The organism is Rhodonellum psychrophilum GCM71 = DSM 17998, assembly GCF_000381545.1.
GTDB lineage: Bacteria > Bacteroidota > Bacteroidia > Cytophagales > Cyclobacteriaceae > Rhodonellum > Rhodonellum psychrophilum.
In genome coordinates this window covers 169,744-191,971 of the sequence record NZ_KB906678.1, presented here as the reverse complement: position 1 = coordinate 191,971, position 22,228 = coordinate 169,744, and the positions used below count along the sequence as shown (strand labels likewise).

Below are 22,228 nucleotides of genomic sequence, written 5' to 3'. Positions count from 1 at the left end.
TATTAAAATTATGGCAACAGCTCAATCCGCTTTACACAGTGCTACCGCCCATGATGATCATGAGCACCATGATAATTTCATAACGAAATACATCTTTAGTACTGATCATAAAATGATTGGTAAGCAGTTTTTGGTCACCGGTATTTTCTGGGCTTTGATTGGAGGTTTCTTATCTGTTCTTTTCAGGCTTCAGCTAGGGTTTCCAGAGATGGACATGTCCTTCTTAAAACCAATTTTAGGAGGTTGGATAGATGATACCGGAGCATTGAATCCGGAATTCTATCTTGCTTTGGTGACAATGCACGGGACGATCATGGTCTTCTTTGTATTGACAGCTGGCTTGAGTGGGACATTCTCCAATTTCCTTATTCCTCTTCAGATTGGAGCAAGAGATATGGCCTCGGGATTCATGAATATGTTATCCTATTGGTTCTTCTTCATTTCCGGAGTTATCATGTTTATTTCTCTTTTTCTGGAAACAGGTCCAGCAGCAGGTGGATGGGTGGTTTATCCACCTTTGTCCGCACTTGAGCAAGCAATACCTGGTTCAGGAATGGGAATGACACTTTGGTTGATTGCAATGACTTTCTTTATTGCTTCCTCTCTATTGGGTGGTATCAATTACATTACGACTGTGATCAACTTGAGAACAAAGGGAATGTCTTTTTCAAAGCTTCCTTTAACGATATGGTCATTTTTCTTGACTGCAGTGATTGGTTTATTGTCTTTCCCTGTTTTGTTTGCCGCCGCTTTACTGTTGGTGTTTGACAGAAGTTTTGGTACAAGTTTCTACTTATCTGACATCTACATCGGTGGAGAAGCCCTTTCAAACACGGGTGGTAGTGCTGTGCTTTATCAGCATTTATTCTGGTTCTTAGGCCATCCTGAGGTATACATCGTTTTGTTGCCTGCTTTGGGTATCACTTCAGAAGTAATTGCAACCAATTCAAGGAAGCCGATTTTTGGTTACAAAGCCATGATTATTTCCATGTTGGGGATTACTATACTGTCTTTCGTTGTTTGGGCGCATCATATGTTCGTGTCAGGATTAAATCCTTTCTTGGGCTCGATTTTTATGTTCTTGACCTTGATTATTGCGATTCCATCAGCGGTGAAAGTATTCAACTATTTGACTACACTTTGGAGGGGTAACTTGATTTTCACTCCTGCCATGTTGTTCTCAATTGGTCTTGTTTCTTTCTTTATCTCTGGTGGCTTGACGGGTATTTTCTTGGGAAATTCTGCCATTGATATTCAATTGCACGATACTTATTTCGTAGTTGCACATTTTCACTTGGTGATGGGCTCGGCCTCCTTCTTTGGATTGATGGCGGGTGTGTATCATTGGTTCCCGAAAATGTTTGGTAGGATGATGGATGCGAAATTGGGTTATATCCACTTTTGGTTGACTTTCATCGGTGTTTATTTAGTCTTCTTCCCAATGCACTACATTGGTATAGCTGGTTTTCCAAGAAGATATTACACTTGGACCAACTTTGAATTCTCTAGTATGTACACTGACTTGAACATGTTCATTTCCATTGCTGCTATTCTTACCTTTGTCGCTCAATTTATCTTCTTGTTCAACTTCTTCTACAGCATGTACAGAGGAAGAAAAGCTTCCCTTAATCCATGGAGATCCAATACTTTGGAGTGGACTACTCCTTTGCATCCAGGGCATGGTAACTGGCCAGGTGAAATCCCTTCTGTTTACAGATGGCCTTATGATTATTCCAAACCTGGAGCGAAAGAAGACTTTATCATGCAAACTGTTCCATTGTCTGCCACGCCTGAATCCAATCTTCCTCATGAGCAGGAATTGGTGAAGCTTGAAAAAGAAATCATTTCGGAAGAAGAGGAGGTTTTGATAGCGAATGAATCAAGAGAATCTTAAAATCATAAACAGCTTTCGCAGGATCAGTTTGATCACTGTGATTGCTGTTTATTTTCTTATTCTGGTCGGTGGAGTTGTACGCAGTACGGGCTCAGGAATGGGTTGTCCCGATTGGCCAAAATGCTTTGGGAGTTGGGTGCCACCTACAAGTGTTGACCAACTTCCATTAAATTACCAAGAGATCTATTTAGCCAAAAGAGCAGAAAAAAACGAGAATTTCGTTTCAATGCTCCAGAATCTTGGCTTCTCCCAAAAAGCGACTGAAATACAACAAGATAAATCCATCCTGGTAGAAGAGGAATTCAATCCCGTCAAAACTTGGATAGAATACTTGAATAGACTGTTGGGTGCTGTCATAGGACTATTTGTTTTGCTTACACTTTACAGATCCATCAGACTTTGGAATCTTGACAAAGTCATTCCCATATTAGCTGGTTTCAATTTGTTGTTGGTCCTGTTCCAAGCATGGATTGGATCCATTGTTGTCTCCACGAATTTACTGACTTGGATGATCACCCTTCACATGGTGTTGGCACTGGTGATAGTTTGTTTGTTGCTTTACATCCATTATAGGTCCCATAGATTGGCTTACGCTGTTAGGTTCAGTACTGAAAAACCAAACAGGTTATTTCTTGTTTTGGGTTTGGGATTTGTGCTCACCATTATTCAAATCGTTCTGGGTACGCAAGTGAGAGAGGAATTGGACATGGTTGCCTTTACGTTCGGGAATATGCTAAGAGGAGAATGGATTGATCATTTGGGGCTTACCTTTGCTATTCACAGATCATATTCCATATTGCTATTGGCCATCCATTTGTTGTTTATTTATAAGATTTATAAGTATTCACTTAGGCACGCAAGTGTTTTCAAATGGTCTCAAATTTTGGTTATTGTGATCTTGTTTGAAATTATATCAGGAGTAGGGATGGCTTATTTTGGGATTCCGGCTTTTCTTCAACCGATTCATTTACTTCTTGGATCTGTAGTCATAGGTATCCAATTCGTAATTTTGCTTCAATTGAACGATCAAAAAAAAATCACCACTGAAAATTCTGGTTCATGAGAACTGTAGATACAATTGACTATTCCTTCATGTTTGCATTGTCTGTTAGGGCGAAGGCTTATTATGAATTGATTAAATTTAGGCTTTCCGCCTTGGTTACTTTCTCCGCGGTTTTTGGGTTTATATTGGGAGACTCCGGAGCGATGTTTTCTTGGGGAAAGTTTTTTGCGCTGATGGTTGGTGGTTTTTTGATCAGTGGTGCTTCTGGCGCGGCCAACGAAATATGGGAGCGGGATTATGACAAGCTGATGAAGCGGACTCAAAACAGACCCCTTCCATTGAATATCATTTCTTTGACGGAAGCCTATTGGTTTACGTCCATAATAGCCGTTATAGGGATAAGCATACTCTGGATTTTCACGAATCCCTTGACCACTGGATTGGGGATTTTGAGTATGATATTGTATGTTTTCGTCTACACACCCTTGAAGCGTGTCGGTCCTATTGCGGTGTTTGTAGGAGCGATTCCCGGTGCAATGCCTCCTTTATTGGGCTGGACTGCTGCCACTGGAGCGATTTCCTATGAAGCCATGATCATTTTTGGCATCCAGTTTATTTGGCAATTCCCACACTTCTGGGCCATTGCCTGGGTAAGTGATGAAGATTATAAAAAGGCCGGCTTCAAGTTGTTGCCGAGTGGAGGAGGAAAAGATCTCAATACTGCCATTCAAATCATGATTTATACCCTGTTTTTATTGCCATTGGGATTGTTGCCTACTTATTTTGGTTTGACCGGATTGAATTCGGGGATTGTGGCAACTGTTTGTGGCGTCTTGTTTTTGGCACAGACTTTTTCTTTAATGAGGGATTGTTCCAGGAAATCAGCATTGAGAATCATGTTCGGTTCATTCCTTTATCTCCCCATTGTACAGATTTCCTATTTATTGGATAAAATATCGTAATGGAAGAAAAACTCAATTATATCGAGGCGGCTGAGCAGCCCATCGCCATGCACCCTAAGAAATTTGCCCTGTGGCTTTTTATTGTGACTGTGGTGATGATATTTGCGGCGCTTACCAGTGCTTATATTGTCAGACAATCGGAGGGAAATTGGTTGGAATTTGACCTTCCCGAAATTTTCTGGTATTCTTCTGGTATTATTGTCCTGAGTAGTTTAACCTTTCATTGGGCTTATATTTCAGCAAAAAAGGACAATCTTCAGAATTTGAGGATCGGAATGGTCATCACATCTGTTTTGGGAGTCGTTTTTTTGGTGAGTCAATGGTATGGTTGGATCGCCCTAGTGGAAAGAGATGTATACTTCGTAGGTAACCCTGCTGGATCATTTTTGTACGTTTTTACAGGATTACATGGATTACACTTGGTGAGTGGTGTGATATTTCTAATTATTGTACTAATTTCGTCCTTTAGATACAAAGTGCATTCAAAGCAATTGGCTACCTTGGAAATGTGTGTCACTTTCTGGCATTTTCTTGGCGGACTTTGGTTATATTTGTTTATGTTCCTACTTCTTAATCATTAATAATTAATTAAAATATACTTATGTCGACGACTGCTACTGCTGTTGGAGTAAGCTCCAAAAGAGGGATCTGGGGAGGCGGTAATGAGCCGCTAAAAGCTAGTTATGGTAAACTCATGATGTGGTTTTTCCTGCTTTCAGATATCTTTACCTTCGCTGCTTTTTTGATCACCTACGCAGCCATTAGGGTAAGTTACCCTGCATACACCGGTTCTGCGGATAATTTTGTTGGTTCAAATGAATATTGGCCAATTCCTGAATTGGTTTTTGAGGCGATTCCGTTTGTCCATGGCCTGCATGCCCCATTGGTTTTTGTCGGGATAATGACTTTTATTTTGATCTTAAGTTCAGTTACTATGGTGCTGGCTGTTGAAGCTGGTCATAGAAATGATAGAAATGACGTGGTCAAATGGATGCTTTGGACGATCCTCGGTGGTGCTACGTTTTTGAGTTGCCAAGCGTGGGAATGGGGACACTTTATTCATGGAACCGATTCCGGGACAGTTTTGACATATGTAAACAGCCTCAATCAATTGGTCACTGAGACCGTTTTTGGCGCCAATATGTACGTCAATGAATATGGACCAGCTCCTTTCGCACAATTGTTTTTCTTCATTACAGGATTTCACGGTTTTCACGTGACATTGGGAGTGGCTTTGCTGTTCATGGTGTTTTACCAAGCGGCTGTTGGTACCTATGAAGAAAGGGGTCACTACGAAATGGTTGAAAAAATTGGTTTGTATTGGCATTTTGTGGATTTGGTTTGGGTATTTGTTTTTACTTTTTTCTACTTAATTTGAGACTCTAACGTATTAAAGATATGTCATTACAAGAAAATAAATCCGCACTCGAAGTGCTTCCTAGAGATGAGGCGAAGATTAAAAAAATATGGAAGACTGCATTCATCTTATTGGCCATTACGGCAGTTGAGTTTCTTCTTGCTTTCACCATGGATAGGGGCTTGTTTCTCTATTTCATCTTCATTGCACTGACAATTTGGAAAGCCAAATACATCATGATGGAATTTATGCACTTGGGTGAAGAAGCTAAACCTCTGTTTTATTCGATCATTGTTCCGCTGATTTTCTTGGTATGGTTGGTGATCGCCTTGGTAAAAGAGGGGACTGAAATTTTCATCATGAGGTGGTAGTCAATAATTTCAATAAAATTTGAAAAAAGTAGGTTGGAGTTAAGATCTTCAACCTATTTTTTTGTTATAGTGACAAAGGAAAAACATGAGAGGTATCAGATTACTTCAGGGCTTGGTATTGCTGTGCATCCTAATGGTGCCAATTTTGATTATTTTATTTCTGAAAACTTTCGGAAACAACCAGTATGAAATTCCGGTTTTATTTGAAAACGGAATAGACAATCAATTCATGGAATGTGACGTAGAGGAAAATGTTCAACACACCATTCCTGAATTTTCCTTTACTTCCCAAGATGGTCTTCCTATGGGGCGCGCGGAGATGGAGGGAAAAATCACCATAGTAGATTTCTTCTTTACCTCTTGCCCTAGCATTTGTCCAGTGATGTCTACCGAAATGGAAAGAGTCGATGATGTATTTCGGGGAGAAGATCGTGTACAGATTTATTCCATCAGCATTGATCCGGAATATGACAGCCCTGAGGTACTCAAAGAATACGCAGAGAGGCACAATGCCAGTCCAGGGAAGTGGTTTTTCCTAACGGGTGACCAACAGGAAACCTTCAACCTTGCAAGATGCGGTTTTCTTCTTCCAGCTCTTGATGGAAAAGGTGTTCCTGATGATTTTGTGCATTCGGATAAGTTTGTGATCGTTGATGAGCAAGGAAGGATCAGAGGTTTTTACAGTGGTACCACTAGAGAAGATGTTGATTTGTTGATATTGGAAACAAAGATATTATTGTATGGAAAAAAGTAACCCGATTTTAGTGCAGCAGGATTCAGGGATGATCAAATGGATCATAGGAATATCAATCGTGGTCCCGATAGTAGTGGCCATCCTTATTTTCATGCCTGCAAAACTCGATCTCGCCAGTGATTGGGTGTATTTCCTTCCGCATTTGAATGCGGTTATAAATTCTGCTGCCACCGTGGCATTGATTATGGGTTTGGTTTTTATCAAGAAAGGAAATGTCCAGCTTCACAGGGCGGCCATGACCTCTGCTTTCGGCTTGGGAGCAGTCTTTTTGGTTTCTTATATTATTTATCATGCATCTGCAGAAAGCGCTGTTTTTGGTGGCGAGGGTTGGATAAGACCTGTTTATTATTTTATTCTGATCTCGCATATCATTTTGGCGGCAGTTGCTTTGTTCCCCATTTTGCTGGCCTATTATTATGGGCATACTGATCAGTTAGTAAAGCATAGGAAAATCGTGAAATTTGCATTTCCAATATGGTTGTATGTAACCGTTACTGGGGTAGTGGTTTATTTGATGATCAGTCCTTATTACAATTTCTAAACTTATTCTTCGAGACCTTCGTTTTGTCTACTATGAGATATACTGCTAAAATATCGCTCCTCACCCTAGGTTTTCTTTTGTTGCATTTACAATCCTTTGCGCAATGTGCAATGTGTAGAGCCACGATCGAAACCAATGTGAGTAATGGTGATACTTCCATTGGCGCTGGTTTGAATTTAGGCATCATGTATCTATTGGTAATGCCATATTTGATCGCTGCGGTGATTGGATTTTTCTGGTACAGAAATTCAAAAAAAAGAAAGGCGAAATTCACTTTTCAAGGTGAAAAATTTTAAAAAGGGAAAGCAAAGTTGATATTCAAACTTTGCTTTTTTACTTTTATCACCAACATGTTAAAGAAAAGACGTTTTATTCTATTATTGGCTGTTTTAGGAATCGGTATCCTACTTTCGCTAAACTATTTTTTAAACGAGAAAGGTGGCAATGAAAAGTACTTGAAACCCATTGTCAATAAAATTCAAGTAGTTGATAATAATTTCGATCAGGATTTTGTGGAAATCCTGATGAGGAATCGTCCAGATGAACCTCTTTCTTTTACCAAGCTCACGATCGAAGGAAGCCAACCCTATTATATCTATGATGAAGGGGGTAATATTGTTTACTGGTCAGATTTCACCTGGTTACCGGATTTTGATCTCATCAATCCCTTTAAAACTTACCAGCTTTTGGAGGATCAAAAAGGGATCTATTTTACTAAGGTTCGGCGGCTAACCAGAAACGAGAAGGAGTTTTGGTTGCTTCAATTGTATCCACTGTCTTACAAAAGGGATATCAACAATGAATTCCTTATTTCGGGCTTGAATCCTGAATTGTTCGGGAAGGGCAAAGTGAATTTTTCTGAAGAAAAGCAGGAAAAATTCTTTGATGTGGAGAATGTGAAAGGCGAATTCCTTTTTTCAATTGACTTTGAAGCCGGTTACGAACCTGCAGGACAGTCTACTGATGTGACGATTTTAGTGTTTTTCTTTTCACTTTTATTACTCGTATTGATCATAGGTTACGATTTCATCTCCATTATCTGGCGCAAAGGGAAATTTAAAACCGCGATTGTTTATGCGGCGCTTATCCTTGCTTCCATAAGGGGGTTTATGATTTTTTTTAGATTCCCGCAAGACTATTTTGATTTCGAACTGTTTGATGCAAGCAAGTATGCTTCTTCGTGGTTAAATCCCAGCCTCGGAGATCTTCTATTGAACGTATTGTGTTCTCTGATCATTTTCTCGATGTTATTGGGCGTTTTGGGGGGAAAAGTGTTTCATGAAAAATTTAAGGGCTTTAGGGAAAAATATCCGGATTGGCTCTTTTTCCTTTTGGCTTATGTATTGTCAACGGTGCTTTTGTCCCTGTTTTATGGACTATATATCAATATCCTGAGCAATTCTCAGTGGGACTTGAATATTTTCTCCATTCCGACTTTCGATTATTTCAAAGGGATTAGCCTTTTCATCATATTCTTGGGAGGTGCTGGGTATCTGCTGTTTTCAATTCTTGGGATTAGCTTGATTTTAGACAGCAATTCTCCAAAGAAAACCTATGCATTAAAGCTGCTGATTTATTTTTCTTTGCCTGTAATTTTGGTGTTAAGTTTTTTCAATTGGATTTTGTTGCTGGTTTACTTGGCTCATTTCATCATGCTGGTATCCATCGTTAGTTTTGAGCTCTATCGCAATGTTTTTCGCCTGGGGCTGAATACTTTTCTTACCTTCTTCTTTGGTTGCCTTATCGGGGCGATTATCACTGGGATAGCTTCTTACCAAGTTTTACTGCAGCGGCAGCATCAATCCAAAATCCGCTTTGGCACCCAGCAATTGGTGGAAAATGACGTCATGGGAGAGTTTTTCCTGTCCGATGCCATGGACAGGATTCGCAATGATATTTTTGTGAAAAACACGCTTTTGGATCCCTTGCTTTCAAATGAAGCGATCGAGCGCAAAATCCGCAAGATTCACTTGATTAATTATTTCGACCAGTTTTCTCAACAGATCAAGGTCTTCAATCCAGCAGGTGAAAATATCTTGGACCGAAACGACCCAGTACAATTGCAGGACCTTCGGTTCAATTACGTGAAAAGTGATTATGCTACCTCGGTTAGGGATTTATATTTCATTAAGGGAGTAGATGAGGGAAAAGGGAATAGTTTCTTCTCCTTTATTCCGCTTTACAGGGACGATGTTCTTCTGGGAACGGTGTATTTGGAGCTAAGGCAATTGCGGGTACAACCTGGTTCTGTATTCCCCAAATTATTATTGGACAGTAAGTACATGGCCAATTTCAATGAAAAAGATTTCGATTACGCCGTCTACGGAGATAGTGGATTGCTTTATAGCGTTGGGATTTTTAATTATAGGGCAGAGGATATGGAGGGGTTGATAGAAAATCCCAATCTATTTGATTCCGGAGTAAACAGGAAAAAATACCATCATTTAGGTGTCAAAAACCAAGATCAAGTGGTCATTGTGTCCTCGCCTATTTATTCCGTTTACTATATTCTTGCTGATATCTCCTTGTTTTTTGTAGCGTTTATTTTACTCACACTTTTGAGCATTTTATGCTATACCTTGGCAAAAGGGTTTGGGAAATTTAATTTCAACTATGCCGCAAAACTCCAAATGTACTTGAATTTCGCGTTTTTCTTTCCCATTGTGACCATCAGTGTGATCATCATTGGTCTCTTGACCAATTCCTACAGAGAAGAACTTCATCGCCAATATTTTCAAAAGGCTTCCATCATAGGGGGGAATCTCTCGGTGATGTTAGAGCAACAATCCACAGCCGAATTGGGGAGGGAGGATTTTGTGGAGTCCGTGAATATTTTGGCAGGGACCACGAACTCAGACATCAACGTATACAGCCCAGAAGGGGCATTGATCGCCACTTCTCAACCCAATATTTTTGACAAACGGGTATTGGCAAAAATAATCAACCCCAATGCCATCGTTGAGATCGTGGAAGGCCAAAACAATCTGGCTCTGTTGGAGGAAGTGGTGGATAATTTGACCTACAAAACAGTGTATATGGCCATTCGGTCATCGGATAGCCAAAAAATATTGGCCATCGTGTCCATACCCTTCTTTGAATCCCAGACCGAGTTGGATCTATTGATCGCCGATGTATTCAGTAATATCATCAATATTTTTGTACTGATCTTCATCCTCTTTTTGTTTGTTTCCTATTTTGTTTCTCGAAAATTGACCTTACCCTTTAAGTTGCTCACGCAAAAACTCAAGGCGACCAATCTTGACAACAATGAGCTTATGTACTGGCCATCAAATGATGAAATAGGCCTGCTGGTCAATGAATACAACAACATGCTCTTCAAGCTGGAATCAAGTAAAAAGATATTGGCAAACACTGAAAAGGAAACAGCTTGGAGAGAAATGGCCAAGCAGGTTGCCCATGAGATCAAAAATCCTTTGACACCCATGAAACTGACACTCCAGCATCTGCTCAGGTTGCAGTCGGAAGGAAAACTTGATGATCCCCAAATGCTTAAAAAACCGTTGGGGACTTTGATCCAGCAAGTGGATACACTCAGTGACATAGCGACTTCCTTTTCGACTTTTGCAAAAATGCCACTTCCGAAAAACAAACTGATGGATTTCCGAGAGGTCGTCCAAGCTTCCCTGGAGCTTTTCCAAAACAGGGAAAAGGAGAAAATTGTCTTTGAGGACCATACCAAAAGTGTTTCCCTGATGGTAATGGGTGATGATCAACTGTTTGGTCGGGTGATTTCCAATCTCATTATCAATGGGATTCAGGCAAAAGAAAGGGGCAGACAGACAATTATAAATATATCCCTTCGGGAAATTGATAACCAAGTGATTTTGGAAATCCATGATAACGGAAAGGGAATCCCCGAGGATTTATCCGATAAGATTTTCATTCCGAATTTCAGTACCAAATCCGAAGGTTCCGGACTCGGACTTGCTATAGCCAAAAGAGGAGTCGAAACGGCTGGCGGAAAAATTTGGTTTGAAACCGAACTGGGAAAGGGGACTTCCTTTTTTCTTGCATTCGATCTGGTCAAATAAATATCTGAAAGGTTTTTTATTACCTTAGTGATGGCTTGATCGGTAAGTATGCTTTTGTTTCGGTGTTTTCTTTTTATCCTTCTGTTTTCCATTGCGTTTTCCAATATGTCTTTTGCACAATCGGAATCCTGTAAATGGTTGCCTATAGAAAAAACCAAAAGTGATTTTTTGCTTGATTCGCTCAGTGTCTTTTCAGAGAGTATCCAAGTGCGGGATAGGTTCGATAGTGTTTATACCTTTTCCTATCAGCTCAATACCGGTAGGATCAAAATCGATTTGGGAAGGGAAACTTTGCCTGACTCTTTAATTATCTGCTACAAGACCTTCCCTTATAGCCTCCATCATGAGGTGGCCAAAAGAACACTGATGACAGACTACGATTCAGGGGCGATCTTCAAGGACAATAGGGTGAAAGCAATGCCCACTTTTGATTTTCGCGAAGAACTTTTTCCCAGCACCAATCTGTCTAAATCCGGAAATCTTACCCGAGGTGTTTCATTTGGGAATACACAGAACGTTTTTGTCAACTCTTCATTGAATCTTCAAATGAACGGTCAGCTTGCCGAAAACCTCAATATCAGGGCAAGCATCACGGATCAAAATGTGCCCTTCCAACCAGAGGGAAATACCCAACAACTTCAGGATTTTGACAATGTGCTGGTGGAATTGTACAATGACAAATTCAGTTTGTCGGCAGGGGATGTGGTCTTGCAGCAACGCCAATCCGAATTTCTGCGCTATTACAAAAATGTCCAGGGAGCCCAATTGACCACAAATTATAAAATTGGCAAGAAATGGAAGGCATCCACCCAACTTTCTGCATCGGTAGCCAAAGGTAAATTCGCATCCATTCAGCTGGAAATTGCTGAAGGCACTTTGGGTCCCTATCGGATTCAAGGACCTCAAAATGAACGGTTTGTTATCATTATGGCCAATTCAGAGCGTGTTTTCTTGGATGGGAGACTGTTGCAGCGGGGATTTAACTATGATTATGTGATTGATTACAATCAAGGGGAGATCACCTTTACCCCCAAAGTGCTTATTACCCAATATTCAAGAGTACGCATTGATTATGAATATGCCGAGAGGAATTTTTCGAGATCCATTTTGACTGCCAACCATATTCAGGAATCCGACAAAGTCTCCTTTTTCATGAATTTCTATCGGGAAAAGGACAATAGAAACAGACCTCTCTTTTTTGAGTTTTCGGATGCCGATAAAGTATTGCTTTCTTCAGTCGGGGATGACTTGAATGCGGCATCCATTCCCCGGGTGGACAGTGTGTCCTTTGATCCCAACAGGGTTTTGTATCAAAAAATAAATGCAATCGATGATTTTGGAAATCCCATCCAATATTTTGAGTATTCAACTGACCCAGAATTGGCCCGATTTGCGATAGGTTTCAGTGAAGTGGGACAGGGGAATGGAGATTATGTCCGCCAACAGCAATTGACAAATGGACCTGTTTTTGTCTATAGGCCGCAGGTGAATGGTTTGGCCCAGGGAAATTTCTCCATTTCAACACCTTTGCCAGCACCAAATCAAAAGCAAATGTTCACCACAGGTGCGCGTTTAAAAATCAGCCCCTACGAACATGTTTATACTGAAATTGCTTTGTCCAATACAGATCTCAACCTTTTTTCCCCACTGGACAATGAGGACAACAAAGGTTTTGCGATCAAATCAGGGGTTATTTCCGAAAACAGGGTTATTGAAAAGCTGAAGGGCTACAAGTTCAAGGCCTTGACAGAAATGGAATACAACTCCAGCCAATTTTCATTTATCGATCGATTGCGGTATGTTGAGTTTGATCGGGATTGGAGTTTGGGTGCCAAGGAACTATTGGAGTCTGGCAATGAGAGGATTTTTACCGCCCAAGTGGAATTGGAAAAGGATCGGGACAACGGATTGAAATACCGTTTCAATCTCCGGAATCGGGGAGATGTTCTCGCCGGAACCCAGCATTCGGGGAATTGGAACCAGCAGTTCGGCAAAAGATTTTTCCTGAAAAATGATCTTTTTTTGCTCAATGCCGATGTAAATGAACTCAACTCCGATTGGTTGCGGTACACAGGAGATTTCAATTACCGGTCAAAAGTCCTCGTGCCCGGATATCGTTTGATGATGGACAGAAATGCGGTCAGGGATATCGAGCGGGATTCAGTGGTCAGTACTGCGATGAACTTTTTGGAACAGATGGTTTACCTCAAATCCAATGATACTTTGCCCTATTCCTTCTTTGCCGAGGCTTCTTGGCGTCAGGATCAATTTGCGGTCAATGGACTATTGGTTCCCGATACGGAAGCATTTGCAACCAATTTTGGATTGCAGCGCCGATTTGGCAATCATGATTTCAAAGGGACGTTTACCTACCGGAAATTGGAGTTTGTCAGAACCGATCAAAATGCAGAAACCACTGTTTTGGGGAAAATCGATTATCTCAATACGCTGGCAAAAGGAAATGTCAGGAATGAACTCAGCTATGCATTGGGAAATGGGAGGGAGTTTAGACGGGAATATGTGTTCCTGCCCGTACCCGCAGGTGAAGGCACCCACGCTTGGAGAGATGATAACGGAGACGGAATTCAACAACTCAATGAGTTCAATCTCGCCATTAATCCTGAGGAAAAAAGTTATATAAAAGTATTTGTCCCCACTACCGAGTTTATTCAGGCCTATTCTACGATTTTTAATTACCGTTTGAATGCGAAATTTCCGGAGGATTGGAAAAAGCAAAACAAGACACTTCAGTTTCTCCAAAAATTTTCGAATACGACCAGTTTGAGCATTGAGAAAAAAATTACCGCAAATGATTTTTGGGAAAGAATCAATCCCTTTACCGGTGGATTTGCCGATGAGGATTTGGTCTCCGTCCGACAGGTCATTCGATCTTCTTTCTTCTTCAATCGGTCTTCCTCCAAATATGGATTTGACCTTTCGGTTTTCGACAGCCAAAACAAACAGCTCCTGGCTGGTGGATTCGATGATTTGGTCCAAAAAGATTGGCGCCTAAATACCCGATTCAATTTCAGTCCCAACCTCAACTTTCGTTTTGTTCTACAAACAGGGAACCGAGCGGCATCTTCTGATTTTTTAGACAATAGGAATTACGATATCAGCCAGTATGGTTTAGGACCAGAATTGGCATGGCAGCCAAGTAGCCTTTTCCGATCAACTGCCACTTACCAGTTTACTGATAAGCAAAACATAGCCAACCAAGAGGTTCGGGAAACAGCGGTCCTCCACCAAATGGGTTTGGATTTTCGTTTTGCCAGGGTGATCAAGACCACGTTGAATGTCAATCTCAAATACACTTATATTGACTATTCAGGCAATACAAATACACCCGTAGGCTATGAAATGTTACAGGCTTTGACCCCGGGAAGCAATTTGACATGGACAGTCAATTGGCTCCAAAAAATCGGGGAAGGTCTCCAAATGAATATGGTGTATGAAGGTAGAAACTCGGAGGGCTTGGGAAGATTGGTGCACATTGGCAGGATGCAGGTGACGGCTCTTTTTTAAGGTCTTGATTCTGGGATTTGAGAAAAAGAAATGAATTCAATAAAGGGAGAGGATTCAATTCAATTGTGTCAATTCCACTTTCCTGAATTCCACTTCAGCACCTTCCGCTTGCAGGGCTATTTGTCCTTTTTTGGCCGTGGCGGCATATCCTTTGTTGACAAGGTCTCCATTGAGCCAAACAGTGATGTTGTCAGCTTTGCATTCGATCACCATGTGGTTCCATTGGCCCAAAGGCTTTTCTGAATCATCAGTCAGATTTTTGATTCTTCTTTCCTTGCCCTCCGTGATCCCCCAATCTTCTTTTGGCCCACGTCTGACCTCCATATCAGGCACTTGGATATCCTCTACAATACACCAGAAATCCCCAGCGTTTTGATGCATCATTTGTACCTCTATGGATTTTGGGAACATGCCATAAAGTGATCTTGGTGTGGAGGCATGCACCAACACACCGCAATTTCCAGGTTTTCCCGGAAATCTGTACTCTACCTCCAATCGGTAGTTTTCATACTCTTTCTCCGAAATAAGGTGTCCTTGGGGATTGCCCAGACTCACGAGCATCCCTTCCCTGACGATAAAGGGAATTCTAAGACTGCTGTCTTTTTCAAGATCGGGGATATCCATGTACCAGCCTTTTAGGGTTTTCCCGTCGAAAAGTGAGGTGGTCTGGGCGAATCCCTGGAGGGATAGAAAAGAAAAGAATAGAAGAGGAAGAAAGAAATGAGGTTTCATCACGGCTGTTTAGGTGTTTTTGTTATTTGAAGTTACAATAAATAAAGAGTTTCCAAAAATCCATAGGGATAATGGACAAATGTTGAAAGGTCACCTTTTATTGTGTTGATTGTTTCTATGTCCATTAAAAAATTACAGAAGAACCATAAGAGCATCCCCATATTTAAAGATAAAGGCAATATAGAACAGGAGCCAAAATAGAAACATGATTATTATCATATTCCAAGCTTTCCAAAGTCACAGACCGGCATTCCTGCATAGATTAAATTTACAGAAATGTTTGATGCCATGCAGGGGAAAATTGAGAATAGGGTAAACATGTTGATTCCACAAGAAATCATTTTACAACACTATTGTAATAAGCTGCCATTGGGTTTTCCCGAAAACCTGATCAGTGGAAACGCTGGGCTAATCTGCAGCCCCCAAAAAGGACCTACCTTGATTACCGCTCACCTACCAAAGGTTTTGGATTGGTTGCATGAACAAGATAAACCACTTGTTTTGGAGCAGGAACCATGCGGTGTCCCTGTTTTGCTTTATGATCAGGAATTTTCGACCGAAAGGATTTTGTTTCATTATGACGGAACCCCTGCTTCCGCAAATTTGATTCGGAATTTCATTTCACTTTTTTCGGAAAATATCAAAAGAAGTAAAGCCACCATAATCTCACCAAGTTTTATCCCCAAATCCAAGCAAAGAGAGGAACAGGAGCTTATCCAACTTGTCAGCAATGCTACTGCCGAGACTTCCTTTATCAAATTCAATTTCAACAGAATTGGGGATTTTTGGTCCTATGCAGTCAAGAATGAATGTACATTGTTGGTAACCACTAAAAATCACCAGGCGGAATTGGCGAAGGTGCTTTTTCATTTTTACAAGGGCGGGATGTGGTACGATCGATTGTCTTTTTACATCTCTCTTTAAATCATGCTTTTTAATGATATATATCATGTTTTCGCCTATTGATCCTCATTAACTTGCATGAAATGCCCAAACCGCATAAAATATTGACCGATCACGACACTAAACCTTGTTACCATTGTGGGGAGTTTTGTGTGGATGAGATCATACACCATCAGGAGAAGGGTTTTTGCTGCACAGGCTGTAAATTGGTCTATGATGTTCTTTCAGAAAATGACCTTTGTGCCTACTATGACATTGCGGAAAGACCGGGCCAAAGTCAAAAAAAGGCCTCCAAAAAGGAGAATCGATTTGATTATTTATTGGATAGAGACATCATCCGCAAGCTGGTGGATTTCCAAAATGAGGAGGAGACCCACATCACTTTCACCATCCCCCTGATCCATTGTGCTTCTTGTATTTGGCTATTGGAAAACCTACATCATTTGGATACCAATATCATTTCTGGAAGGGTGGATTTTATAAGGAAGAAAGTTCAGGTAAAGTTTAAACATGGTCAGCTCAGCCTCAGGGATTTGGTACTTCTTCTTTCCAAAATAGGCTATGAGCCGAGGTTAAACCTGTCGGATGTGGACAGGAAGCCCATTGCCAAAACTGATAAAAAACTCATCTATAAATTGGCCGTGGCAGGGTTCTGCTTCGGAAACATGATGTTCTTTAGCTTGCCAGAATACTTCTCGGGAGCTGAGCTTCTTGGGGAAAATTTTAAGTGGGCATTCAATTACCTGAACATTTTACTTTCACTTCCGGTGTTTTTTTATTCGGCAACGGACTATTACCGTTCGGCTTGGCTTTCTCTTAAAAACAGAGCCGTGAATATGGACGTGCCAATAGCCATTGGGATATTCACGCTCTTTTTTTACAGTCTTTATGAAATCCTGATTGCTGGGCAGGAGGGATACATGGATACCTTGGGCGGTCTGTTATTCTTTCTGTTGATCGGGAAATTATACCAGCAAAAGACATATGATACCCTTTCATTCGATAGGGATTACAAAGCTTATTTCCCAGTTGCAGTGACCAAATTAACCAAGGATGCGGAAGAGGTGATCCCTCTTACCAAATTGGGGGTTGGGGATATCATTAAAGTAAGGGACCAAGAGTTGGTGCCTGCTGACAGCATACTTTTGGAGGGAGAAGCCTATATAGACTATAGTTTTGTGACAGGTGAGGAAGTACCTGTGGTCAAAAAAAGAGGCGAACTTATTTATGCTGGCGGACGGCAGAAAGGAAAAGCCATTACTCTTACTGTTCAGAAATCTGCTTCTCAAGGATATTTGACCGATTTATGGAACAACGAGGCTTTCCAAAAGGAAAAAGGAACCTCTTTGGAATCCCTGTCAAACCGCATTAGCGGAAAATTCACAGCAGTAGTGCTTTTGATTGCCTTTGCCGCATTGACCTACTGGGCTTTTACAGATTTTTCGGTTGGGATTAAAGCTTTTACAGCAGTGTTGATCATTACCTGTCCTTGTGCTTTGGCCATGTCCACGCCCTTTACCTTGGGCAATACCTTGCGGGTTTTTGGGCAAGGGAAATTTTACTTGAAAAATGCTGGAGTCATCGAGAAATTGGCTTTCATAGATACGGTTGTTTTTGATAAGACTGGCACATTGACCGCAACATCTGATGCATCCTTGGAATATTACCATGTGATGGATGAAAAAGGTGCGGTATCCATGGCTTACTCAATGCCAGGGGAGCTTGATACACTCACCGAAGAAACCAAGTCCGTGATCAAATCTATGGTGAACCAATCCACCCATCCACTGAGCAACAGGATCAATTCCTGGCTGGAGGGTGTAAAGGGAGCCAATATAGGAGACGTAGAAGAGATTCAGGGGAGTGGCTTGAGACTGATTTACAAATCACAGGAAATCAAATTGGGATCGGCGGAATATTCAGGCGCTAAATTCCAGTATATCAAAAAAGGTGGGAATCAGGTTTTTCTGTCTTTGGAGGGGGTTCTATTGGGTTATTTCTTTATCCAAAGTGGCTTGAGAAAAGGCATTGAAACGGTAGTCGATGAAATCGGGAAAACCCGAGAAGTTCATTTTCTCTCAGGAGACCATGACCACGAAAGGGACAATCTGCGCAAAGTTTTCGGTCCGAGGATTCAAATGAATTTTAGCCAAGGGCCAACGGATAAGCTCCTCTATATTCAAAAACTCAGCCGTAATAAAGCCAATATACTGATGGTTGGCGATGGATTGAATGATGCAGGAGCTTTGAGAGAAAGTCAGGTGGGAATCGCGTTGACGGATAGGGTTACCAATTTCTCTCCTGCAAGTGATGCGATAATGGATGCAGCGGTGATCCATAAATTGCCCGCTTACCTGGAGTTTGCCAAGACCAGCAGGAAAATCATCAAGGCGAGTTTTGGATTGAGTTTTACATATAACCTCATCGGGATATTTTTCGCGGTCCAGGGATTGGTCAGCCCAGTTTTCTGTGCCATCCTCATGCCGCTGAGCAGCCTATCCGTGGTGATTTTCACTACGGTCTCGACAAATTATCTCGCTTACAAAAAAGGACTTAAAGACCAAATATTCTAATTATGGAAGTACTCTTCATTCTTATCGGAGTCAGCTTAATCATGGCAGGAGGTTTTTTATTCCTGTTTTTCAGGGCGATGAAAGGCGGTCAGTTTGATGACAACTACACCCCTTCGGTTCGGATCTTATTTGACCAAAAAATAAAAACAAAAGAAAAACAATTACCATCAACTAAATCAAAGTAAAATATGTCAGGAGCAATACTGGAAAAGTTCAGTTACGACAATAAAATCGTAAAGTACTTCGGCGCAGCGACCATGATCTGGGGGCTGGCCGGCATGCTGATCGGGCTGTTAGCAGCACTTCAGCTCTTTCTTCCCGAGGCCAATTTGGGAAATCCATACACCACCTATGGGCGGATCAGGCCATTGCATACCAATGCGGTGATTTTTGCCTTTGTGGGCAATGCCATCTTTGCAGGGATTTACTATTCCATGCCGAGGTTGTTGAAAACCCCCATGTGGAACAAAACCATGAGCTGGTTCCATTTCTGGGGTTGGCAGATCATCATTCTTTCTGCTGTTATTACCCTTCCTTTGGGTCTGACCAGTTCCAAAGAATACGCAGAATTGGAATGGCCGATTGATATCGCCATCACCATCGTATGGTTGGCTTTTGGAGCCAACATGATCGGAACACTTCTTAAAAGAAGAGAAAAACACATGTATGTGGCCATCTGGTTTTACCTGGCTTCGTTCATCACCGTTGCGGTGCTCCATGTTTTCAATTCTTTGGCACTTCCAGTTTCCTTTTTCAAAAGCTATTCAGCTTATGCAGGGGTTCAGGATGCTTTGGTTCAATGGTGGTATGGACACAATGCGGTTGCATTTTTCCTAACGACTCCATTTTTGGGATTGATGTATTACTTCCTTCCCAAAGCTGCCAATCGACCTGTCTATTCCTATAAACTGTCTATTGTCCATTTCTGGTCATTGATTTTCCTTTACATCTGGGCAGGACCTCACCATTTGCTGTATACGGCATTGCCCGAATGGGCACAGATCATTGGCGTCGCTTTCTCGGTGATGTTGATCGCTCCTTCATGGGGTGGTATGGTCAACGGTTTGTTGACACTGAGAGGCGCATGGGATAAAGTTCGGGTGGATCCTGTACTGAAATTCATGGTCGTGGCCGTGACTGCCTATGGCATGTCCACCTTCGAGGGGCCATTGCTTTCACTGAAAAACGTAAATGCGATCGCTCACTATACTGACTGGATAGTCGCCCACGTGCACATTGGCGCATTGGGATGGAATGGTTTCTTGACATTCTCTATGCTGTATTGGCTATGGCCAAGAATGTGGAGAACGGACCTTTATTCTACCAAAATGGCCAATACCCACTTTTGGTTGGGAACCTTGGGTATTTTGTTCTATGCCTTACCGCTTTACGTAGCGGCATTGACGCAAAGTTTGATGTGGAAAGAATTCAGTGAAGCGGGAAGATTGGCTTATCCAAACTTCTTGGAGACTGTGATTCAGATCATTCCGATGTACATGCTGCGTGCTTTTGGTGGCTTCCTTTACTTAAGTGGAGCGATTTTAATGTGTTATAACCTTATCAAAACAGCCAAACAAGGTTCCTTCCTGAAAGAAGAGGCCGATGAAGCGCCAGCCTTGGCCAAGCATGTTGAGGTGAAAGGTGAGTTTTGGCACAGGTCATGGGAGAGAAAACCAGTTTTCTTTTCTGTAATGGCCACTGTTGCAATTCTGATCGGTGGGCTTGTGGAAATCGTCCCAACCATTTTGGTGAAATCAAATGTACCGACCATTTCAAGTGTGATGCCTTATAGCGCACTGGAATTACAAGGCAGGGATTTATACATTTCCCATGGTTGTGTGGGTTGTCACTCCCAAATGATCAGGCCATTTAGATCCGAAACGGAGCGATATGGAGAATATTCCAAAGCGGGTGAATTTGTCTACGACAGGCCATTCCTGTGGGGATCAAAAAGAACCGGTCCTGATTTGCATCGAGAAGGAGGGAAATATCCAGATAGTTGGCATTATCACCACATGATAGATCCCCAAAGCATGTCTCCAGGTTCTGTGATGCCTCCATATTCTTGGATGAACACCACCATGATGGATCATGGCGATGTTCCAGCCAAAATCAGGACGATGCAAAGACTGGGCGTGCCTTATCCAGAAGGATATGACCAACTGGCACTTGGGGACCTAAAGATCCAAGCGGATATGATCGTGGCCAACCTGAAAGAATCAGGGATTGAAGTCCTGCCGGATACTGAGATTGTCGCCATGATCGCTTATCTGCAGCGCCTTGGAACCGATATCAAAAAAACCACAGCTACCAACCCTTAATCACCGAAAATCATGAAAGGAGAAATATTAAGCTCGATAGAAAACATCGAAATCTATCCAATTATCTCACTGACCATCTTTTTCCTGTTTTTTATAGGGATGTTTTGGTGGGTGGTAAGGGTGGATAAAAATTATGTCGATCACATGAAAGAAATGCCTTTGAAAGATGGACCTCAAAATGAGAACAGCTATGAAAAAGTTTAAGTCGTTGCTATTGCTGCTGGGAGGTTTGTTTTTGACCTTTCCAGGATTTGCCCAGAATGCAGATGGAAATTGGATGGAAGCACTCGGTAATATGGAGAGCAGTCAATTGACATTGTTGATCATTTTGGTGGTTGTTTTGGGTGTGATCGTACTGCTGCTTATTTTGATGGTTTATCTGATGTCTTTTTTGTCGTCAGTCTTGAAAAAACAAAACCCAAAATTTGCCTTGTCAGAAGAGCAGGCACCTTCTTGGTTGGAAAGTTTCAAGGTGAAGTATGTGACTGGAAAACGCAAATCCATTGAGGAAGAAAAAGACATTATGCTCGACCACAGCTATGACGGTATCGTAGAGCTGGATAATTTCATGCCGCCCTGGTTGAAGTACGTCTTTTATTTCAGCATTGCCTTCGCCTTTATCTATGTTGGGAACTATCTCGTATTGGGCATCGGGAAAACCCAGTATGAGGAATACGATGAGGAGTTGAGGCTTGCCAGTATCCAAAAAGAGAAGTATCAGGCATTGGCCTTGGGAAGCATTGATGAAACCAACGTGCTTTTTGATAAATCGGGACCTGCTATCAAAAGTGGACAGACGATTTATGAAAACAATTGTGTCGCTTGCCATGCCTCTGATGGAGGTGGTGGAGTAGGACCAAACTTAACGGACGACTATTGGATCCATGGGGGTTCTATTCAAGATGTGTTTAAGGTGATCAAATACGGGGTTCCCGAAAAGGGAATGATCCCTTGGCAGGATCAGCTGAGCCCGGAAGAAATGCAGCAGGTATCAAGTTTTATCTTGACACTTGTAGGCAACACGTCAGCAAACCCCAAAGAACCACAGGGCGAATTGTATGAAGCTGTCATAGAAAAACCCATCGATGCTTTGACAGAAGAGGGTCTTGGGGTCGAAATAGTTGAACAAGATACGGTAGGCAATTAAATCAGACCATTAAAGTATTGTCCGGAAAGTGGGGAAGGCTTATCAAAGCCTCCCCGCATTTTGGATGCTGGTTTTGAATTGCGATTAAAATTT

Annotated in this window: 18 protein-coding genes; 17 read left to right on the top strand and 1 reads right to left on the bottom strand. The window is 41.7% G+C overall.

Features of this window, described 5'->3' with window-relative positions; translation table 11 throughout:
- Nucleotides 1-10: 10 nt before the first annotated feature.
- The 11 genes from F824_RS0111475 (at nucleotide 11) to F824_RS0111425 (ending at nucleotide 14,459) form a co-directional block, all read left to right on the top strand.
- Entirely contained in the window at nucleotides 11-1,894 is a 1,884-nt protein-coding gene (locus tag F824_RS0111475) for a cytochrome c oxidase subunit I (RefSeq protein ID WP_026333659.1), read from the top strand.
- Nucleotides 1,875-2,957: a COX15/CtaA family protein gene (locus tag F824_RS0111470; protein WP_019598038.1), complete on the top strand. Its 1,083-nt coding sequence runs from the start codon at nucleotides 1,875-1,877 to the stop codon at nucleotides 2,955-2,957. Before F824_RS0111475 ends, F824_RS0111470 begins: the two co-directional genes overlap by 20 nt.
- Entirely contained in the window at nucleotides 2,954-3,859 is a 906-nt protein-coding gene (cyoE, locus tag F824_RS0111465; protein ID WP_019598037.1) for a heme o synthase, read from the top strand. The genes F824_RS0111470 and cyoE overlap by 4 nt, the downstream gene beginning before the upstream one ends.
- Nucleotides 3,859-4,440, top strand: coding sequence for a cytochrome c oxidase subunit 3 (locus tag F824_RS0111460; protein WP_019598036.1), 582 nt, complete (start codon nucleotides 3,859-3,861; stop codon nucleotides 4,438-4,440). The genes cyoE and F824_RS0111460 overlap by 1 nt, the downstream gene beginning before the upstream one ends.
- A 20-nt stretch (nucleotides 4,441-4,460) precedes the next feature.
- A complete protein-coding gene (locus F824_RS0111455) occupies nucleotides 4,461-5,237 on the top strand; it encodes a cytochrome c oxidase subunit 3 (RefSeq protein ID WP_019598035.1) in 777 nt (258 codons plus the stop codon).
- A gap of 20 nt (nucleotides 5,238-5,257) precedes the next feature.
- Nucleotides 5,258-5,587, top strand: coding sequence for a cytochrome C oxidase subunit IV family protein (locus F824_RS0111450; RefSeq protein WP_019598034.1), 330 nt, complete (start codon nucleotides 5,258-5,260; stop codon nucleotides 5,585-5,587).
- 85 nt (nucleotides 5,588-5,672) lie between these two features.
- Nucleotides 5,673-6,341, top strand: coding sequence for an SCO family protein (locus tag F824_RS0111445; RefSeq protein ID WP_019598033.1), 669 nt, complete (start codon nucleotides 5,673-5,675; stop codon nucleotides 6,339-6,341).
- Nucleotides 6,328-6,882, top strand: a complete 555-nt coding sequence (locus tag F824_RS0111440; protein ID WP_019598032.1) for a DUF420 domain-containing protein — start codon at nucleotides 6,328-6,330, stop codon at nucleotides 6,880-6,882. Before F824_RS0111445 ends, F824_RS0111440 begins: the two co-directional genes overlap by 14 nt.
- A gap of 32 nt (nucleotides 6,883-6,914) precedes the next feature.
- Nucleotides 6,915-7,178 carry a hypothetical protein gene (locus F824_RS0111435; protein WP_026333658.1) on the top strand — a complete coding sequence of 88 codons (264 nt, stop codon included), beginning with the start codon at nucleotides 6,915-6,917 and terminating at the stop codon, nucleotides 7,176-7,178.
- 54 nt (nucleotides 7,179-7,232) lie between these two features.
- Nucleotides 7,233-10,934 (top strand): sensor histidine kinase, encoded by a 3,702-nt coding sequence (locus F824_RS0111430; RefSeq protein ID WP_019598030.1) that lies wholly within the window; start codon nucleotides 7,233-7,235, stop codon nucleotides 10,932-10,934.
- A 48-nt stretch (nucleotides 10,935-10,982) separates the two neighbouring features.
- Nucleotides 10,983-14,459 (top strand): hypothetical protein, encoded by a 3,477-nt coding sequence (locus tag F824_RS0111425; protein WP_019598029.1) that lies wholly within the window; start codon nucleotides 10,983-10,985, stop codon nucleotides 14,457-14,459.
- Between the two features lie 54 nt (nucleotides 14,460-14,513).
- Here F824_RS0111425 and F824_RS0111420 read toward each other — a convergent pair whose 3' ends face one another.
- Nucleotides 14,514-15,191, bottom strand: a complete 678-nt coding sequence (locus F824_RS0111420; protein ID WP_019598028.1) for a 3-keto-disaccharide hydrolase — start codon at nucleotides 15,189-15,191, stop codon at nucleotides 14,514-14,516.
- Between the two features lie 288 nt (nucleotides 15,192-15,479).
- On the opposite strand from F824_RS0111420, the gene F824_RS0111410 reads away from it, so the two are divergent.
- The 6 genes from F824_RS0111410 (at nucleotide 15,480) to F824_RS0111385 (ending at nucleotide 22,135) form a co-directional block, all read left to right on the top strand.
- Nucleotides 15,480-16,115, top strand: a complete 636-nt coding sequence (locus tag F824_RS0111410; RefSeq protein ID WP_026333657.1) for a hypothetical protein — start codon at nucleotides 15,480-15,482, stop codon at nucleotides 16,113-16,115.
- A gap of 62 nt (nucleotides 16,116-16,177) precedes the next feature.
- On the top strand, nucleotides 16,178-18,667 hold the full coding sequence (locus F824_RS0111405) for a heavy metal translocating P-type ATPase (RefSeq protein WP_019598025.1): 2,490 nt from the start codon (nucleotides 16,178-16,180) through the stop codon (nucleotides 18,665-18,667).
- A gap of 2 nt (nucleotides 18,668-18,669) precedes the next feature.
- A complete protein-coding gene (ccoS, locus tag F824_RS0111400; RefSeq protein WP_019598024.1) occupies nucleotides 18,670-18,852 on the top strand; it encodes a cbb3-type cytochrome oxidase assembly protein CcoS in 183 nt (60 codons plus the stop codon).
- 3 nt (nucleotides 18,853-18,855) lie between these two features.
- The gene (gene ccoN / locus F824_RS0111395) at nucleotides 18,856-20,988 is read left to right on the top strand and encodes a cytochrome-c oxidase, cbb3-type subunit I (RefSeq protein WP_019598023.1); all 2,133 of its coding nucleotides are present in this window, start codon (nucleotides 18,856-18,858) and stop codon (nucleotides 20,986-20,988) included.
- A 12-nt stretch (nucleotides 20,989-21,000) separates the two neighbouring features.
- A complete protein-coding gene (locus tag F824_RS0111390) occupies nucleotides 21,001-21,192 on the top strand; it encodes a hypothetical protein (protein WP_019598022.1) in 192 nt (63 codons plus the stop codon).
- Complete coding sequence (locus tag F824_RS0111385) at nucleotides 21,179-22,135, top strand: cbb3-type cytochrome c oxidase N-terminal domain-containing protein (protein WP_019598021.1); 957 nt, start codon at nucleotides 21,179-21,181, stop codon at nucleotides 22,133-22,135. The genes F824_RS0111390 and F824_RS0111385 overlap by 14 nt, the downstream gene beginning before the upstream one ends.
- Nucleotides 22,136-22,228 lie beyond the last annotated feature (93 nt).

Coding starts and splice junctions, on each gene's coding strand:
- F824_RS0111425 (WP_019598029.1), top strand. CDS start 10,983: ATGCTTTTGTTTCGGTGTTTTCTTTTTATCCTTCTGTTTTCCATTGCG.
- ccoS (WP_019598024.1), top strand. CDS start 18,670: ATGGAAGTACTCTTCATTCTTATCGGAGTCAGCTTAATCATGGCAGGA.
- F824_RS0111410 (WP_026333657.1), top strand. CDS start 15,480: ATGCAGGGGAAAATTGAGAATAGGGTAAACATGTTGATTCCACAAGAA.
- F824_RS0111435 (WP_026333658.1), top strand. CDS start 6,915: ATGAGATATACTGCTAAAATATCGCTCCTCACCCTAGGTTTTCTTTTG.
- F824_RS0111450 (WP_019598034.1), top strand. CDS start 5,258: ATGTCATTACAAGAAAATAAATCCGCACTCGAAGTGCTTCCTAGAGAT.
- F824_RS0111440 (WP_019598032.1), top strand. CDS start 6,328: ATGGAAAAAAGTAACCCGATTTTAGTGCAGCAGGATTCAGGGATGATC.
- cyoE (WP_019598037.1), top strand. CDS start 2,954: ATGAGAACTGTAGATACAATTGACTATTCCTTCATGTTTGCATTGTCT.
- F824_RS0111475 (WP_026333659.1), top strand. CDS start 11: ATGGCAACAGCTCAATCCGCTTTACACAGTGCTACCGCCCATGATGAT.
- F824_RS0111405 (WP_019598025.1), top strand. CDS start 16,178: ATGCCCAAACCGCATAAAATATTGACCGATCACGACACTAAACCTTGT.
- F824_RS0111430 (WP_019598030.1), top strand. CDS start 7,233: ATGTTAAAGAAAAGACGTTTTATTCTATTATTGGCTGTTTTAGGAATC.
- F824_RS0111420 (WP_019598028.1), bottom strand. CDS start 15,191: ATGAAACCTCATTTCTTTCTTCCTCTTCTATTCTTTTCTTTTCTATCC.
- ccoN (WP_019598023.1), top strand. CDS start 18,856: ATGTCAGGAGCAATACTGGAAAAGTTCAGTTACGACAATAAAATCGTA.
- F824_RS0111385 (WP_019598021.1), top strand. CDS start 21,179: ATGAAAAAGTTTAAGTCGTTGCTATTGCTGCTGGGAGGTTTGTTTTTG.
- F824_RS0111455 (WP_019598035.1), top strand. CDS start 4,461: ATGTCGACGACTGCTACTGCTGTTGGAGTAAGCTCCAAAAGAGGGATC.
- F824_RS0111445 (WP_019598033.1), top strand. CDS start 5,673: ATGAGAGGTATCAGATTACTTCAGGGCTTGGTATTGCTGTGCATCCTA.
- F824_RS0111460 (WP_019598036.1), top strand. CDS start 3,859: ATGGAAGAAAAACTCAATTATATCGAGGCGGCTGAGCAGCCCATCGCC.
- F824_RS0111470 (WP_019598038.1), top strand. CDS start 1,875: ATGAATCAAGAGAATCTTAAAATCATAAACAGCTTTCGCAGGATCAGT.
- F824_RS0111390 (WP_019598022.1), top strand. CDS start 21,001: ATGAAAGGAGAAATATTAAGCTCGATAGAAAACATCGAAATCTATCCA.